Genomic DNA, 16,609 nt, shown 5'->3' with positions numbered 1-16,609 from the left:
CCAAGAATCTATATCTGCATTGCTTGATGCTTTTGTGAATCGAGCTAGAATTGTATCATACCCACCTTGGATTGCTTTCCATACAAATGGCCCAATTACTAGCACAATAATTACCGCTAAGGCGATTAACATTCCGTTTTCTGATGACAACTGTGAATCCTCATTTTTTAACCAATTCTTCATTTTTGCTAACATTGAATTTTATCTCCTTTATACATATCAATTTTTAGAATTTACTAAAATAAAAATTTATCTATTTAAACCTTTTATTACTTATTCCAAGAATTTACGTCTGCATTGCTTGATGCTTTTGTGAATCTTGCCAGGATCGTATCATAACCACCTTGGATTGCTTTCCATACAAACGGGCCAATTACTAATACGATAATGACCGCTAAGGCAATTAACATACCGTTTTCTGATGATAGTTGCGAATCCTCGTTTTTTAACCAATTTTTCATTTTTGCTAACATGATTGAATCTCCCTTATCCATTTATTTGAGCTATACGTAAAAAACATCATTAATCTAAAACTTCTATCACTTGTTCCAAGAATTCACATCTGCATTGCTTGATGCTTTTGTGAATCGAGCTAGAATCGTATCATAACCACCTTGGATCGCTTTCCATACAAATGGGCCAATCACTAATACGATAATGACCGCCAAGGCGATTAACATACCATTCTCTGATGATAATTGTGAGTCTTCATTTTTTAACCAATTCTTCATTTTCGTTAACATATATTTTGCTCCTTTACCTATTCCCTTTTTGATAATATCTTCTATAGACTTGCAAATCCTTGCATTAAAGATTGAATAACAATCACCATTGGATAAATCACAATACATCCAATAACTGCGACGTTAAATTTATTCATTTCCATTGGTTTATTTTGAATAAGACGGTTATAGTTCTCATGTTTTAACTCACGCATCATTTTAATCTGTGCATCCATAATGCGAAGACTCTGTACCTTGTCCGTTTTTTGCGCTTGTTGCAATGCAATCGTAAAGGTATTTACTTCTGGACTATTTAAGGCTGCTGCAAAGTTTCGAAATGGTTGATCCGATCCTGCATACATTTCTAATTCCGCTGTAAGTGTAGATACATACGGACGAAGATGTCTTCCGGCATATATTTGCGCCTTTTTTACTGCTTCTAATGTTGTATGTGTTTTTAACAACTGCAGCATAGGAATTAGATACTCTGGTAATTCGAACTTCCTAGCTTCTATCGCCTGCTTGATTCTTCTCTTTAATAGATAATCAGGATAGAAATAAAGTAGCGGTGAAATCAACACACCCACTTTAAATAAGTAGTAATCATGGAACACCGTACATATCAAGAAAACAGAGGTGAAAATGATGGGATATGCTACCTTCATTTTTAAATATTCTTCTGGTTTCGTATCCAGGCCAGCTTCTTCTAATTTTTTCTGAATCTGCTCTTTCTTTTCTTCTATCAGATACTTATGTGCTAACGACTGGAAGGGCGCGAGCATCATTTGATTTAAATTCTTCTTTTCAATTCGTTTTGCATTTTCTACATAATTCGTAAGTAAGCTACCGCTATCTTTTTTACTTTGTAGAAAGGTAGAGAATACCCAGTACATGACAACGAATACCACTACAGCTAAAATCGTAGCCACCTTATTTCCCTCTTTCTGTTGGATTATAATTTGCAATTTTTTCTACACGGGTTGCTAAGAAAAAGACAATTAACATATTTACCGCTAACGCGATTTTCCCCATCATAGAACCTGCTAAAAATCCATATGCTTCTTTTGACATCAACATAATAACTATCGGCATAGCGATAACGATTAAGCAGTTCTGTACAAAAGCACGTTGTGCTTGTGACAAACTAGAACGCAATCTTGCCAAATACAGCTTTTGTTTTTCGAAATCTTCTGCAATATCTAGTAAGACTTGTACTGAATTTGTTCCACCTTCTCGGCTACACACTTCCAACATTTCATGGAAGAAAACCAATTCTCTAAAGTTAAACGTTTCATTAAATCCTCTAAATGCACGATGCATTGTGGTTCCACCTTCTAATAAAAGAGAAACTTTCTCTATTTCTTCTTGAATGCTTTCATGCATCATTGGTTTCACCTGAACTAACACCCGTTTTGCATTGTTACTAATTTGAAGTGCATTTGCTACTGCCTTCATATAAATAGAAAGACGGTCAATGACAACCAAGTAGTAACGTTTTTTTCTTCGATAGAGAAGAAACCTTGGAACTAAGAATCCAGATAAAACGGTAATAAGAATAAAAGGATCTCTACCAAAGGAAAAATAGAATACTGCTGCAATACTCATTCCGGAAAGAATCGTATATACCCAGTACATACTTTTCGTCAATTTCCACTCGTACTTTTGGGCTTCTTGGATAACGGATTGTGGCAAATACATTCGTATCCCTTTGATATTTCTTAATTCCAAGCGTCTTTCTTCTTTCTCATTTTCTTGAACAAATTGAGAAAGAGTGGAACCCTTAGATTTTGCAAAAAGTGAAACGAGCAATACTACACTAATAAATATTAAGAATATGCATCCATAGGCTATCAAACTATGCATATTGCACCTCCTGTTGTGAAAGGAATGGCGCATATAGAGCTGGATTTACAATTGAAGAACGGAATTTCTTCTCCATTTCAGCTGACATTTTTGCTGTAATGATATGATCTCCACGAATCTTTCCTACTCTCTCATTCATTTCATCATATTCCTCACCCGTCGGAATAAATTGAGAGAGCTGATTGAACTGTATATCATCTTGATAATCCAATAACTCAATCATCTCTGTAATATAGCGATTCCCATCATCTTTCTTTTCTAAAAAGACAATCACATCAAATGTCTGTGAAATTAATTCATATAAATACTGAGCATCAATATTCGCACCACTTTGAAGGCACATAAGCATTAAACGTCTGACTGCTTCTTTCGCGCTCCTTGCATGGACAGAAGTAAAACCGGGGTGTCCTGTTTGGAAGAAGTTAATCATTTTTAAAGCCTCTTTCCCCCTCGATTCCCCTACAATTAATCTCTTAGGCCCTTGACGTAAAGCATTTGTTAACAATCTATCAAAGTCGATTGCATTTTCCTCTACTTCCGATGCCCTACACTGCATCGGAACAAAGTGATGTTCTGGAAATATGCGATGCAAATAGAGTTCGGGGTTATCTTCTACTACGAGAGTACGTTCTTTCTTCTTCCCATTTGGAATATGAGAAGCAAGATATTTCATAAACTCTGACTTCCCTGTACCTGTTGCTCCAGCGACTAAAATATTCATTTTTGCTTTCACAGCTGCAGCCAAAAAGTTCAACATCTCTTTCGATGCTTGATTTGTAGATAACATACGCTCTTCAGAGGCACGAAGATGATCTGCATTCTTACGAATCGTTATCGTAGTTCCTAGTCCCCCTAGTTCATCTAGTGCTATATTGATACGTATATACGGGAATACGCAGTCCACATATGGCTTTGCTGTATTTAATGACTCTGACGTACTGTTTACCATCTTATACGCTAAAGCCTTTACCTCTTCTTCTGTCTCAAATCGGTAAGGAAATGTACATTCTCCCTCTCCAATTTTTTCGTAAATAATTTCTTTTGTTCCATTGATATAAATATCGGTTACATCCTTATCTTCTTTTAAAGGTTCTATAATCCCAAATCCTACAATATCGTCACATACCATATTTAGTAATTGCTCAGAAGGTACCTCTGAAATGACGACCTGATTACTTAATAGAAAGCTTTTAATGATTTGTTCTACAGCTGCTCTCTTCTCTTTATTCATAAAAGATTCGCTTAAGATATCACGATGATCTTTTACTAAAAATGCACGAATCTCATCCGTTATATCTTTAATCTGTTGAGCTGTAGTTGTTCCTAACTTTCGAGCCGATTTGGAACGAATCATATAACCAAAGTGATATAAATCCACTCGATTTTGCTTTAAGGCGACTTGTTTTTCCTGTAAATAGCCCCACATACTACTGCCTCCCTTTTAATTTCTTAAACCAAAGAGACCCTTTTTCATAGAGGATGTATGCTGGAATGGAATATCAAGACCAGCTGCTTCCATAATGCGATGGACCTTTGTATTAATTTGCGGAGAACCAAATTGCATCCCCCATTCGTAACTCGTCCGATCTCTGTCATACGGAATTGTCACTGCAATATTTTGGGAAGATAGCTTTTCAATATCTTCTACATAATCCTCATCCCCCATATTCAAAACATGAATCATACGAGGCAATGTTAGCTTTGCTTCTTCTATTAGTTGTAATTCGCGTTTAATCGCTATTGCACCACGAGGGTTGCCATTTAGCACATGAACTACAATGTCTGATTGATATAGAATCGGATAACTCAGCACCTCGGATAATTCAGTTGGTACCGATAGAATGATATAATCGTATTCTGTATCTACAAGTGATTCGATAAATGTCGTTACAAACAATTCTTTGTTTTTAATCTCTGGGAATTGAGCTAAGCTATAACCTGATGGAAATACCAGAAAATCCATCTTATCGTGCAATTTTTGCATCAATCTTGGATTCACTTTTTTATCTAACAAATCTTGCTTGGTACAAATATACTGCGAAAGATTATATTCATTTTCTTTTCTTACAAGCTCTAGGATATTTTTATTCTCATGGCTAAGACCAGTTCCAATTGCAAAACTTGGTCTTACTTGGTCCGCTTCTACATAAAGCACCTTTTTCCCTAGATGAGCTAACTCATTTGCCATCGTAATACTTAATGTGCTTTTTCCTACGTTTTCATTTGTGGCATAAAAAGCAATAATTCTTACCTGCCGATCCATCCTAAAAACTCCTTTCTTACTTAGATTTGTTCAGATACTGCGCTACATACTCTTTTACATTTTTAGAAATTGGATTGGTCGAATGCTTCTCTACATAGTCTAAAATGTTCTTTTGATCAGATATTTGCGAGAATCCTTCAGCTCGTTCTAGTTCTTTCCCTGTTTGTTCTACTTTCTGTCCGACTGCAACAGGAATTACATCTCCAAGTGTTTTTGCACGATTTAAGTATTGAAGCTGTTCAGGTGAAACAGCCAGTGTATATAATCGCGTTACCTTTGGCTTTTGTTTTCCTTCTTGTTCCTCTTTTGATTCTTTCTTTTCTAATACAAATGCATCTTCTGTATTGCTATCTTTTGCAGCAGTCACACGTACACGTTGGAAAAGACCACCGAATACAACCTTCTCACTGTCTCCTTCTTTTACAACCTGTTTGAAATACAAGTCCACATACGTGTTCGGAATAATACTATTACCTGAACTTGTTTCCAAATCAACGAGTAACGGAAAGGCAACTTCTCCATCTTTCAAATTTAAAATGGAAGAGTCCGGTAACTCTTCTTTCTTTACTACTTTGTTTTTAAAGAGGTAGCTATTCTCTGTAATGGGCTGTCCATCATTTGTCCACTTACCTACAACTTCTTTTTTATTTGCACGTAATGCATTGGGGGGAATCGCATCACCAGGTAATGTTCGTTCCACTAGCATGTCTTCTTTAATCTCTGTATGCGCAGGTATATCCTTTGCGGCTACAACAATCTTTGTTGGATTTACTGCATTTTCGACTGCGAAATGATTGTAACCATAAATACCCGCTACTGTTGCAGCAGCTAAACCTACAGCAGCAATCTGCTTCTTTTGAAACTTAGATGGCTTCAATGTTTGTATTCCTCCTTATGTAGCCTTTAAACGCAAAAAAAGGACACACCTATGGCATAATGCGCCTTAGGTGTGTCCTTTTAGCTAATCTAAAGTCTATATGAAAATGTTGGATTTATTTTCTTTAATATTACAATCTTAATATTATGATATATATAGTTTCATGTCAATCATTTCTAAAAAATATCTGTTTTTTCTATTTAAAAAAACGTAATCATAAATTAAAAAACCTCCAAAAACTCTGTTATAACAAGGTTTACAACCTATTAAGCATACCAAAAACATGTTGTAATTAATCTAACGCAACCGAATATTCCTAGGTGGTCGGTTGCTATTCTTTCTTTTTCATTTTATGGAGAAAAGAAGTGCTCGCATGGAAATACTTTTCACGACAGTTGATGAAAGAGACAAAATTATTATTAAAAGGAAATCAATTTTGTTCCTGTTTCAAAATACTTTGCAGGAGCATAACCTTTCCCATTCCGATCTTGAAATTCGCTTCCAATATATAATGATACAATCATTACGATAATTCCAATAAAAATTACACATTTCATACGTTGTTTTTTCTTTTTATCCATTCAAACTTCCCCTTTCTACGAAAAAAAGGCACATCCCATTAAGTTAAAGATATATTAGATACAGGAGTAAGGATAGTAAGGAATGATATTCCTACTGTCCTTTTTTATGTATAATTTTAGATTATTAGTACATAGTAATCTAAGTTAATACATGGTATTGTTAGAATATTATTACTAAAATGAATATTGCCACTTTTAAGGGGTAGCCTCGGTCCAAGGACCTTACCTAAAAATGAATGCTTAGCTTAGTAAAAGGTCGTGATACATATTCCTAAGATAAAACAAACACCAATAGATAAATGGCGTGAAAGGATATCTGTAAAAAAAGCTATAACAGACAATGGGGTTATGTATTATTTAATGGATGAAGATCTTAATTTCATACCATTTGTAAAAGACTACCTCAATGTGATACAAGCAAGAGCAGTGCAACAAGTAGCACCTAAGACTGTTCAAACGTACTGCTATCAATTCTGGTACTTCATTGTATTTTTAAAAATTAAACGGTTAGACATTTTGGATTTAGATGGGAGACCGCAGATATTAACAGACTTTAAACTATGGCTCAAGAATCCTTATAGATTTTATGAGAATGTAGAATCGTTTAATTTTGAGGATGAGTATGAGGATAATGAAATCAAAACTACAACTATTAACGCAATAATTGATAGGGTAAGTTCGTTATTTCTATGGCTTAAAGCTAGTGGAAAAATAAAAGATAATCCTGTTGTTTATCGCAATGTTATGCGTACAAGTGCGATGCAAGATAAAGATATGTTGGCTCACACTCGGAAAAGTCGGACTATTATGAAAAACACCCTTAAATCTAAAACCCCTCAAGGAATACCTAAAACGATAAACCAAAAAGATTTTAAGAAATTCTTGGAGGCGGTCAATCTATTGCGAGATAAGATTATCCTTCTCGTTCTAAAAGAAGGCGGTTTAAGGTCAGGAGAGCTGTTGGGCATCAAGCTTGAAGACATTGATTATGGTGAACAAGGGATTTGGGTACGGTTTAGACCTGATAATGAAAATAATTCAAGAGCAAAAGATGGTTATGGTAGAGATAGGTTCGTCCATCTTCCAACTGATCTTTTTGTATTGATAGATAGATATATTAGTAGCGATTGGGTAAACAGTGATCCAGATAATGATTTCTTATTCGTTGTAGTTAAGAGCAACAGATTGAAGGAAAACGGAATGCCGATGAAGAAATCAACGCTTTCTTCTACCATTCGCAATTACAGCAAAAAAACAGGAATTCACTTGAATACTCATAAATTGAGACACACTCACGTTACTGAATTGGCAAAAGAGTATATCAATAAAGGTGAACCTATCAATTGGAAGTACATTCAAGAAAGAATAGGACACAAAGATGTGACGACTACAATGCAAACATACGCTCATTTAAACGCAGAAGACCATAAAAAAGAATACAATCGAATGAACGGCTATAAAGAAGAAAAGCGTAAGGAGAGAGAAAATGCCGAGAAGTAATGCAGCTAAAGTTGATCAAGCCAATATAGAGAATCCAAAGAGCAAAACAACTGTCACTCCCTTCCCTGTTGACGTTGTAGATACTTTTTGGATGACTGAGGCCCAAAAGAGATTTTTTGAAGTGCTAAAACAGCCTGAGAATCGAGATAAAAAGTATGATGAATTGTATATCTTAGCAGGATATAAAACCTTTAGTCCTTGGTATAAAGCAATCAAAGATGAACGATTCGTTCAATTACTTGAAAATATAGGAGTTCAAGTAAGACATAATGAAGATCATTATCCTGCACATCACGAAATAGAATACATAAAGTATCCGAAAGAACGCGAAGAATATCTCACCCGAGATGTTTGGGATATGAGAAGATTGATTAAAGATTATCCAAAGCATATAAATCCTGAAAATTATATTGTGAGATTTACTAAAATAGAAAATGTTCAGTTACGCCAAACAGTAAAAAGATATTTTGTAAATATGATTGGAAACTGGAAACCTATTACATTTAATAGAAACATATTACGGTTGTCTCACTTCTTTAAGCAATTACACAAAAAGTTCCCTAATATTAAATCTTTTAAAGAGTTAGATAGACAAATTCATATCGAAAAACTGTTACCAGATATACACTCTTTATCTTATCATATAGCCGTTAAAGTTATTACGCACACTCGTGCTATGTTTCAATATATGTACGCTAACAAATGGTCCGACGGACCAACAACAGATGCTTTATTAATTAGTTACGATACACCAAAGTCACAAGAAACCTTGCCAAAACCTATCCCTCCTCACATTAAGGTGAAATTGGACGATTACTTAGAAAATACAATTATTCCATTATTAGAAAATGGAGAGGATACACCAATCATAGCACCAACTTATTGGGACTTAATTCTAATTTTAAGGAACACAGGAAGACGATTTGAAGATATGGCTCATTTGATTGCAGACGGAAGCGATATCGATTGTTTAAGATATGACCTAGATGGTGATCCTCAACTTTATGTTGACCATCGGATTGCAAAAATAGCAAAAGACATCGTTGTCCCCTGTGCTCATATGAAGGACTTAGAAGGTAGAAATATAGTCGAAAGAGCTATTTTGCGTCAGAAGCGGCGGATAGATAACTTACCCCATACTAAATCGGATAAACAAAAATATCTTTTCAGAAAAATCGTTGATTATGATAAAGATAATAAACCAATTACAGAAACAATTAATAAGTATAAGTTTAGAACCGAATTAATTAAAATTTGTAATCAAATTCCTTTAGTAAACTTTGGTGCTGAATCTGGAGAAATTTATAAAATAACACCGCATCAGTTCAGACATACGGTAGCAACAGAAATGGTTGATGCTGGTGTGGATATTTATGCAGTGAAGAACTTTTTAGGGCATTCATCTGTAGCGATGACGGAAAAGTACGTTAAGGTTTATCAACAACGTTTGAAAAAAGAGTTCAAGGAAAAGCTTCTTCAAACCGATGCAAAAGCTATCAAAGATAATCTTCCTGAACAAGAAGAAATATTCGGTAATAATAAATGGGTTAAAAATAAGATTATCGCTATCTTTGATCAAGGTGATGGGTGTTGTGAGCATCCATATAAAATGCCCTCCTGTCCTCACCAGGTGGCTTGTAAAACGTGCATTAAGAAAAAGATTCTGCCAAGACATCAAAATGCTGTAAAAGATACGATAGATGCTTTTTCAACACATTTAAACCACGCTAAGCAAATCGGTCTAAATGAGAAAATAGAAGAATTTCAAAAAGTAGTTGACTTTTATGAAACAGCTTTAGGAATTATCGTAAAAGGTGAAACATTCGATGCGGCAAAACATTTCTATACCGGTGGTGCTCACTAATGGCTAATTTAAATCCGAATACATTGAAAATGGTTGAAGCAAAGAAACAAGAAAGTGAACTAAAAAAACAAGCTGTTTTAGCAGCATTAAAGGAGCTAACGCTCCTTGATGATCCCGTAAACAATCCTGTTTCCAAGGCTGAAATATGCCGTAAAGCAGGGGTAAGTAAAACATTCTTATACTCTTACCGGGAAGAACTTATAAAGCCGATTGATGAAGCAATTAAAAGGCAAAATCAGAAATTGAAGGTTATCACTAAAAAACAGATGTTCAGTGAGAGTTCAAAGGACAAGCTTATTGAATCACTGAAACGAAGATTAGCTACAATAGAGGAAGAAAACCAAAAACTAAAAAAAGATAACGCCATCTTACTTGGAAAGCTGGCAAATGCCCCGTTTGGAAACAAACAAATCAATATATCAGACAATGAATTTCCATTCTAATAAGATCTTTAATAAAGGCCCTGTTAAAGGATATTGTTGATATTTGAAACCTTTTTGTGATTTTTTGGTATAATCTTGAAAATAAGGGGAGCTAATTAATTTCAGTACAAGGGGGAGAAAATATGGCTATAAAATTAGAATCTGAGCGTTTATGTATAGAACCTTTTACCAATGATGATGCATTCAGAATCAAAGAATTGGCTAATAACAAGGAATTAGCAGATATTCTTGGGCTTCCGCACCCCTATGAATTGAAATTCGCACAAGATTGGGTTGATATGCAACCAGAACTTATAAGGCAAGGAATCGAATACCCTTTAGGAATCGTTTCTAATGTGCAGGGATGATAAAGTTGTTTAAAAAACGCCAGTCATGTTTTTCAACAATCGGGCCATATACTAATATTGATTTTTGGGGTAATGTGTTAAACTTTGTCTGATATTGACTTTAGACTGATAGATTCGATGTTGATTTGAAATAAAACTTAACTATTTTGAAAAAAATATAAAATTATAGAAATATAAATATCAAAAGTGATAATTTATAATATAATTATATAATAATCTTAATATGGAGCGATGCAAATGATAAACCCTTTTAATAAAGAAATATTTCAAACAAAGTTTAGTATTCCGGGTTTTAGAGAAAGTAGTCCCATTTTAAGTATACTGGTAAACGAAAATTCAATACTGAGACAATATCTAGTACTTAAGTCTTTAATTAAAGAAGAATACATTATATTAGGATTTGATTTTAAACATGAACAAATAATACCTATTGAAAATAGCAACATTAATTATGTATTAAATGAGATTCAAAAGTTTATATCAAGCAAATTTAATTCAATAAATTTAAATATTGAAGCACTAGATAAGAATATTGAATACTTTTCTAAGCAAAAACTTAAAAAAAGTAATTTTTATACCAATGAGAATATAACTATATTTGTTTCTTCTCAGAGGAATATTATTCCTACACAATGTGAAATTTATAGTAATGAAGTTTTATATAGTCCAAATAAATCTATAGTGATACATAATAGAAGTGGGCTTTTGTACGGGGAAATTGAATTTGATGGTGTTCAAAAGAATGATTTTTTAAAATTACATTTTTCGGAGACTTTAATTTTAAAATATTATGTCGATAATGAAATTATTGAAACGGCTTCAATAATCTATGAAGTCGTTTCAGTGAATTCGAATAGTTTTGTTTTAATTTTAAGTAATTTTATACACGATTTAAGCAATATGAGAGTAAATCATTCATCACAGACTTTGAACCCCCATTCAGCTTTTTTTGAAGTGCTAAGAACTGCTGGTATTAGCAAAGAACAAATTAACATAAAAGGGTTTGAAAAAACAAATGCCCCTTATCTTATAATTATACCTATTGAAGATCTAGAGATAAATATAAAGGAATTTGGATTGGGAGATATAACGTTTCTTAGTAAACAAGAATCATTTAATAGGGTTAAGGGATTTGAAGAGCTCTTTGTAAAAGAGTTGAATGAAGAATTTAATGTATTTGCTCATACAATTGTGGAATCTGAAAATACATATGATGCGTATCTTTTAGGACTTCAAAAGATTCAACAAGCTGTGGATGTATTAGTACATTTAACTAAGAATGAAAGAACTTTTAATTTCTTTAACTTGGGAGATTATATAAATAATTGGAGTAGATCAAGAATATATCAACATCCAAAATGCTCAACGTTTTATTATGCAGAAAACATAATAGGCTTTGAAAAGGTTTTTAGTGATTCAAAAAAGATAAGATGTGATAATTCATTAGAGATAGATTCGTACTTAGAAAAAATAATTGAGGAATTAGACTGGTATGAACATGTACTATATAGAAAGTTGCAAGGTGAAGAATCTAAAATTGAAAAGCAATTATTTAATGCTTTAAAATGGCTAAGCAGAAGTTGGCGAACTAATAATATAGAGGATAAAGTTATCTATACAAGTATAGCAATGGAGTTTTTAGTAGATGAAGTTAAAACAGAGCCCTATATTCCAAAACAAGTGAAAAGTGAATTTAAAGGATTATTAAAAAATTTATTAAAAAATAATGCAATATTTACAGAAGATATCTCAAAAAAAATAATAGAGAAAAGTTTACAAGGATTAAGTGAACCACCTTTGAAAATAAAAGTTAAAACATTAATTGAACAATTAAAAGTTCCTATTAATGAAGAAGAATTCGAAAAAATTTGGAGTGTTAGAAATTACCGAAATGATATGGTGCATGGTAGAAGTGAATTGGAGATAAATCCTGATATTGTTTTATTAGCAAATATTTTTTTAGGTGAGCTAATAGCGTATAGATTCAAAGATATAGAGGATGGTGTTCAAGATTAATACACTAGTAGCAGCACATGGTTTAGGATTAGAAATAAAACAAACATCAGTGGGCTTACAACTGTATGAGAAAGTAAAAATGCTTAAAAAACAATTATCAGAAGAAGCATGGTCAATGTATGATTCAGTATTAAAATCATGTGGGACCGTACACTACGATAGTTTCAAAGTGGCGTTAGAAACCATTTCTTATATGAAATCAAGTGATAATTTGGGAGTGAGCACCATATGTCAAGAGCTTTTTAATAGTAGTGAATTACATGAAATCATTCATCAAAGTACACAATTTGCTAGACATATGGAGAGTTTTTTCTTGAAGATTTTATCTGGTCCTGTACCAGATAAAATTTCTAATGAACTTAACACGTTAAAGTTGCATAGGGCTGCCTTAAATCTTTTCTATAACTTCCATAATACAAAGTTTTTTTCATATTTACATGAGGAAATTGGTCAAGAGAAAATGAAAAATCCTATAGTAGAAGAATACATCCTATCGAAAAATCCAGTTGCACTATCAAAATCAAATAGAAGATTAATAGATAAATTAGTCAGAGATAAAAATATGAAAGATTTGTTATATTTTATAGAGATTTTTGATGGTATAAAGAGTTTTGTATTACAATTGATTTTTGAAACACATTTTGATTTACTTTTAAGTATAGAGAAAAAAGATATGTTTAAATATAATGAAAAGGAATGTAGTAACATTCGAATGTTTAAAGCGAAAACACCTAATATAGATGTTTTTAATCGTGGGAATTTTTTATTTTTTTACGATGGAGAGACTATTGAGGATATTGGATTAATATATAAAAAGATAGTTAGAAATATGGAAGACGAGAAAATACGTACTACCATAATAGAGGGAATAATATATCCAACTAATGATCAATATTTGTTTGCAAATAAATTCAAAGAAATGATTCTTAACAATTGATCAATCAAAGCGATAAAAACAAAAGGAGCCTCTATCGAAAGTTACTTAGTAATTTTCGATAGAGGCTTTTAATTATAATACTTAATTGTAGTTATATGTCTTTAACATTAAGGGATGTGCCTTTGGTTTATCCATTCAGCTACTAGTTTAAGAAGGATTATATACTTTTGTTGATTCAACTTATTATACAATACTATTTAACTAATTTCTATTCTTCATATAATACCAGTTTGACAAATCAGTAATAATATGTTCCTTCCCAACCCAGTTCCAACCTGGTGTTTGTACAGGGAATGGAAGGTCAGCAAGCACCCTTCTCTTTTTAAAATCATCGTACGCGATACCATTAATTTCTACCTCATTTGTCAGGCACAAGCTCATTTCATTTACACCTGCTAGGTTAGTTTCAACATTAAACGAATATTTTCCATCTTTTGTTTTTAATGGCGCATACCATTTGCGTTGACCATCAATAATTTTTTCTTGCCCATCCCAATATAGAGACTTAGTCGGTCTTTTACTATCGAAGACATGTCCTGTTACTTCAGACAAATACATATTTTTAGGTTGGAATTTTGATGCCAACCCAGTATTAGAAATAGATTCTAAATCTTGTGTTGTTTTTAGTCCTTCATCTGCAAATGGATATTGTGCCGTTGCTTTTGTAAATACACCTGGATAATTGGCATTCCAATCATTTTTGTATTTTCCGTTTAATTCATAAGAAAAACCATACCCAGCATGGAGCTTAGATGGTGCTAAATTATCAATACTTCCACTTAATGTTTCATAGAACATTTCTCCCACTGTGTCCTCTTTTGAAATACGTTCACTTACTGTTTCTACCACACCTTTTACACTCGTTACTCCGCACATCCCTTTTTCATAAGATGGTGCATAGATAGCTGTTTTAATAGGATTATTTTTGTATGTGGTTTCTTCTATATCTAGACGATCACCAGCAGGGTTAATTTCTGCCTGAATTGTTCCTTTCCCCTTATGTTGCCAGCCAAGGTTCAAGGTTTTCTTTTCTCCCTCTGTTAATCTTACCTTTTGTGATGCCACTTGTTGTCCGTTATGTTTTAACACAACTACTGTTTCAGGATTTGTGTATTTTTCTTCTAATACATCTAACTTTTTAATTTTATTCTTCTCCTTTGCTAGTTTCTTTCTTGCATTATCTAGTCTACTTGCTGCACTATCTAGTTTATTTTCTTCCCAAGAGCAGTCTCTATCGTAATAGTGATGGTTCCCTTCTGCATCTATCTCATGAATTGGATTACGACGGCAATAACTAAGACTAGACTGCGCACTATCTCTATCAGATTCAGAACTATTTACTTCTTGCTGGGACTTATTAATATTGTTATTTACCTTTTCTCTATATTGGTCACGTTCTGGTTTAAAATTATCACGTGATACATCTACTCTTGTTTTGATATTCTTTCCTTCTCTTGCGGTTTCGCCTTCGATTCTGTCACTAGAGAAATCAATTTTATATTTAAAGTCATCTTCATCGCCTGGATCTGGGTTAGGTGTTACTTCGGTACCACAATTACCATCTACAATAAAATCAACTGTCTTTTCATTTGAGTCCCTTTGAACCCCATCAATAATTTTTAATTTTGCAGTATAGCGACCACACATTTGTGGTTGCCAACTTACATCTTCTTTCATAAATCGTCCTGCATCGCCTTCGCTTGGTTTTTGATTATCTTTTTGAGAAGTTGAACGCAAGTAATTTTCTTGATGATGCACCGTTTCGCCATTTTTTGTAATATCTAACATCCACTTTATTCGATTACGTTCACCAGCTGCGGCTTGATATGGATTTACTGTTCTCCCATTTGGATCTCTATCATTGTATCCCTTATTTTTACTTACATATTCGAAACCATTAAATGTAAATTTAACAGGAACATCTTTTTTACTACTAGACGCCGTAAAATCTTTTATTTCAGGCTTATTTGTACGTACATACCACAGGTTATAATTATTAACGCCACTTACCCCACCAGATCCCGCATATCCACCAGAAAGATATGCAATATCACGAATCCAATAGAATAATCCATATCTTAAACCCTTAGTATTTACAATTTGATGTGATTTTAAATTACCTAAAACAAACTCTGAATTCCCCCAATATTTATTAGCGATAACCGCCGAATTAATCCGCTCTTTCTCAGTTATCATCCTATCCCCAACAGTAACCGATGGATTAATATAACCTTCATTAGAAATTCGTACATATGGTTCACTTGAATCGGCATTTTGAACTAAATTTTCCCATGGATTCCCCCAATTAAAAGACCCATTATATACAGCTGGATAATGCAAATCGGATAAATACATTAAGCGCTCAGCTTTATATTTCTTTCCTGGACGAAAGTATTTCCCCTCCATTTGCAATTGTCCAGATAAAAGATAAGTATCCTCATTCCCATTGAAGAAGGGAATATCATTATTCTTAGCATCTACTGAAAAAGGGAGTGTCAAAAGTAGTGATGTACAAGCAACGATTATTTTCTTTTTAATTTTCATGAATATTCCTCCTGAATACAAAAAAAGGACACACCCGTACCATTGGCTGGTACGTAAGGTGTGTCCTTTACGTAATTTAAAAATCTTAATATTAAACTGTATATGTAGATCCTAACAAATTTTATTTCTCTTTACAATTACCTTATTTTTTTTCTACTTGAATATACATCATTTTATCAGCAGTTGAATGTCCAATACGAACTTTATGATTTTGAGTAGTGTAATTATTAATCACTTGAGCATCTACTGTATCTTGGATTTCTTTATCTAAATTTAATTCAGGATTTATGAAAGTAATCCATTTCTTAGTTAATTCCACTGTTGCTTTATTATTATATAAGAATGCAATTTCAAAGTTATTATTATCTGTTGCATCAACATAGAATTGTGCTCCAATTGAACCTGCTGGTAAATACATATCTTTATCAAGAAGTTTTACATATACTCCAACATCACTATACTTTAAATTAGTATTATATTTTTTGTTGATAGAGCTAACAATATCTTGTCCCTCTTTAGTTACTTGCTTTTGAACAGTAATGTTATTATTAAAAGCATCTTGATTAAATTCCATATCTTTAGTTACCAAATTTTCATTTAACCCTACTGGCAATTTAATTTCCGGTTTCACTTCTGGTTTTTCTTCTGGTTT

At 33.1% G+C, this 16,609-nt stretch carries 15 protein-coding genes and 2 pseudogenes; 6 read left to right on the top strand and 11 right to left on the bottom strand.

What is annotated here, in order from left to right:
* The 9 genes from MR167_RS26505 to MR167_RS26465 form a co-directional block, all read right to left on the bottom strand.
* Nucleotides 1-195, bottom strand: a 195-nt coding sequence (locus tag MR167_RS26505; RefSeq protein WP_242315881.1) for a hypothetical protein, incomplete at its 3' end; no start/stop codon positions are given.
* Between the two features lie 74 nt (nt 196-269).
* The gene (locus MR167_RS26500) at nt 270-473 is read right to left on the bottom strand and encodes a hypothetical protein (protein ID WP_000879955.1); all 204 of its coding nucleotides are present in this window, start codon (nt 471-473) and stop codon (nt 270-272) included.
* Between the two features lie 66 nt (nt 474-539).
* Nucleotides 540-743 carry a hypothetical protein gene (locus MR167_RS26495; protein WP_000956353.1) on the bottom strand — a complete coding sequence of 68 codons (204 nt, stop codon included), beginning with the start codon at nt 741-743 and terminating at the stop codon, nt 540-542.
* 41 nt (nt 744-784) lie between these two features.
* Nucleotides 785-1,651, bottom strand: a complete 867-nt coding sequence (locus MR167_RS26490; protein ID WP_000201166.1) for a hypothetical protein — start codon at nt 1,649-1,651, stop codon at nt 785-787.
* A 1-nt stretch (nt 1,652) separates the two neighbouring features.
* Entirely contained in the window at nt 1,653-2,585 is a 933-nt protein-coding gene (locus MR167_RS26485) for a type II secretion system F family protein (protein WP_078994314.1), read from the bottom strand.
* Nucleotides 2,578-4,011 (bottom strand): TadA family conjugal transfer-associated ATPase, encoded by a 1,434-nt coding sequence (locus MR167_RS26480; RefSeq protein ID WP_074790552.1) that lies wholly within the window; start codon nt 4,009-4,011, stop codon nt 2,578-2,580. Before MR167_RS26480 ends, MR167_RS26485 begins: the two co-directional genes overlap by 8 nt.
* 15 nt (nt 4,012-4,026) lie before the next feature.
* Entirely contained in the window at nt 4,027-4,848 is an 822-nt protein-coding gene (locus MR167_RS26475) for a CpaE/TadZ family protein (protein ID WP_242315879.1), read from the bottom strand.
* A 16-nt stretch (nt 4,849-4,864) separates the two neighbouring features.
* Nucleotides 4,865-5,725, bottom strand: coding sequence for a Flp pilus assembly protein CpaB (cpaB, locus tag MR167_RS26470; protein WP_086398049.1), 861 nt, complete (start codon nt 5,723-5,725; stop codon nt 4,865-4,867).
* Nucleotides 5,726-6,144: 419 nt separating this feature from the next.
* The gene (locus tag MR167_RS26465; RefSeq protein ID WP_170951640.1) at nt 6,145-6,306 is read right to left on the bottom strand and encodes a hypothetical protein; all 162 of its coding nucleotides are present in this window, start codon (nt 6,304-6,306) and stop codon (nt 6,145-6,147) included.
* A 360-nt stretch (nt 6,307-6,666) separates the two neighbouring features.
* Between MR167_RS26465 and MR167_RS26460 the strand changes: the two genes are divergently transcribed.
* The 6 genes and pseudogenes from MR167_RS26460 to MR167_RS26435 all read left to right on the top strand — a co-directional run bounded on the left by MR167_RS26460 (nt 6,667) and on the right by MR167_RS26435 (nt 13,413).
* Complete coding sequence (locus MR167_RS26460; RefSeq protein WP_481746710.1) at nt 6,667-7,806, top strand: tyrosine-type recombinase/integrase; 1,140 nt, start codon at nt 6,667-6,669, stop codon at nt 7,804-7,806.
* Nucleotides 7,793-9,670: a tyrosine-type recombinase/integrase gene (locus tag MR167_RS26455; protein WP_242315877.1), complete on the top strand. Its 1,878-nt coding sequence runs from the start codon at nt 7,793-7,795 to the stop codon at nt 9,668-9,670. Before MR167_RS26460 ends, MR167_RS26455 begins: the two co-directional genes overlap by 14 nt.
* Nucleotides 9,670-10,113: a DUF6262 family protein gene (locus MR167_RS26450; protein WP_242315875.1), complete on the top strand. Its 444-nt coding sequence runs from the start codon at nt 9,670-9,672 to the stop codon at nt 10,111-10,113. The genes MR167_RS26455 and MR167_RS26450 overlap by 1 nt, the downstream gene beginning before the upstream one ends.
* 122 nt (nt 10,114-10,235) lie before the next feature.
* Nucleotides 10,236-10,445, top strand: a pseudogene (locus MR167_RS26445) (GNAT family N-acetyltransferase); the annotation flags it as partial.
* A 252-nt stretch (nt 10,446-10,697) separates the two neighbouring features.
* Entirely contained in the window at nt 10,698-12,476 is a 1,779-nt protein-coding gene (locus MR167_RS26440; RefSeq protein WP_242315873.1) for a HEPN domain-containing protein, read from the top strand.
* On the top strand, nt 12,463-13,413 hold the full coding sequence (locus tag MR167_RS26435; RefSeq protein WP_242315871.1) for a hypothetical protein: 951 nt from the start codon (nt 12,463-12,465) through the stop codon (nt 13,411-13,413). Before MR167_RS26440 ends, MR167_RS26435 begins: the two co-directional genes overlap by 14 nt.
* A gap of 201 nt (nt 13,414-13,614) precedes the next feature.
* Here MR167_RS26435 and MR167_RS26430 read toward each other — a convergent pair whose 3' ends face one another.
* Nucleotides 13,615-15,957, bottom strand: coding sequence for a hypothetical protein (locus MR167_RS26430; protein ID WP_242315869.1), 2,343 nt, complete (start codon nt 15,955-15,957; stop codon nt 13,615-13,617).
* A 142-nt stretch (nt 15,958-16,099) separates the two neighbouring features.
* Nucleotides 16,100-16,609 (bottom strand): annotated as a pseudogene (locus MR167_RS26425) (S-layer homology domain-containing protein); the annotation flags it as partial.

Source organism: Bacillus cereus group sp. BfR-BA-01355 (assembly GCF_022663675.1).
GTDB lineage: Bacteria > Bacillota > Bacilli > Bacillales > Bacillaceae_G > Bacillus_A > Bacillus_A thuringiensis_S.
Note: the sequence above shows the minus strand (reverse complement) of the source record. Positions and strands in the feature narration are given on the sequence as shown.

Excerpts from the sequence above, each read along its gene's own strand:
- MR167_RS26500 (WP_000879955.1), bottom strand. The coding sequence starts at position 473 with ATGTTAGCAAAAATGAAAAATTGGTTAAAAAACGAGGATTCGCAACTA.
- MR167_RS26475 (WP_242315879.1), bottom strand. The coding sequence starts at position 4,848 with ATGGATCGGCAGGTAAGAATTATTGCTTTTTATGCCACAAATGAAAAC.
- MR167_RS26440 (WP_242315873.1), top strand. The coding sequence starts at position 10,698 with ATGATAAACCCTTTTAATAAAGAAATATTTCAAACAAAGTTTAGTATT.
- MR167_RS26450 (WP_242315875.1), top strand. The coding sequence starts at position 9,670 with ATGGCTAATTTAAATCCGAATACATTGAAAATGGTTGAAGCAAAGAAA.
- MR167_RS26485 (WP_078994314.1), bottom strand. The coding sequence starts at position 2,585 with ATGCATAGTTTGATAGCCTATGGATGCATATTCTTAATATTTATTAGT.
- MR167_RS26460 (WP_481746710.1), top strand. The coding sequence starts at position 6,667 with ATGGATGAAGATCTTAATTTCATACCATTTGTAAAAGACTACCTCAAT.
- MR167_RS26480 (WP_074790552.1), bottom strand. The coding sequence starts at position 4,011 with ATGTGGGGCTATTTACAGGAAAAACAAGTCGCCTTAAAGCAAAATCGA.
- MR167_RS26465 (WP_170951640.1), bottom strand. The coding sequence starts at position 6,306 with ATGGATAAAAAGAAAAAACAACGTATGAAATGTGTAATTTTTATTGGA.
- MR167_RS26455 (WP_242315877.1), top strand. The coding sequence starts at position 7,793 with ATGCCGAGAAGTAATGCAGCTAAAGTTGATCAAGCCAATATAGAGAAT.
- MR167_RS26495 (WP_000956353.1), bottom strand. The coding sequence starts at position 743 with ATGTTAACGAAAATGAAGAATTGGTTAAAAAATGAAGACTCACAATTA.
- MR167_RS26430 (WP_242315869.1), bottom strand. The coding sequence starts at position 15,957 with ATGAAAATTAAAAAGAAAATAATCGTTGCTTGTACATCACTACTTTTG.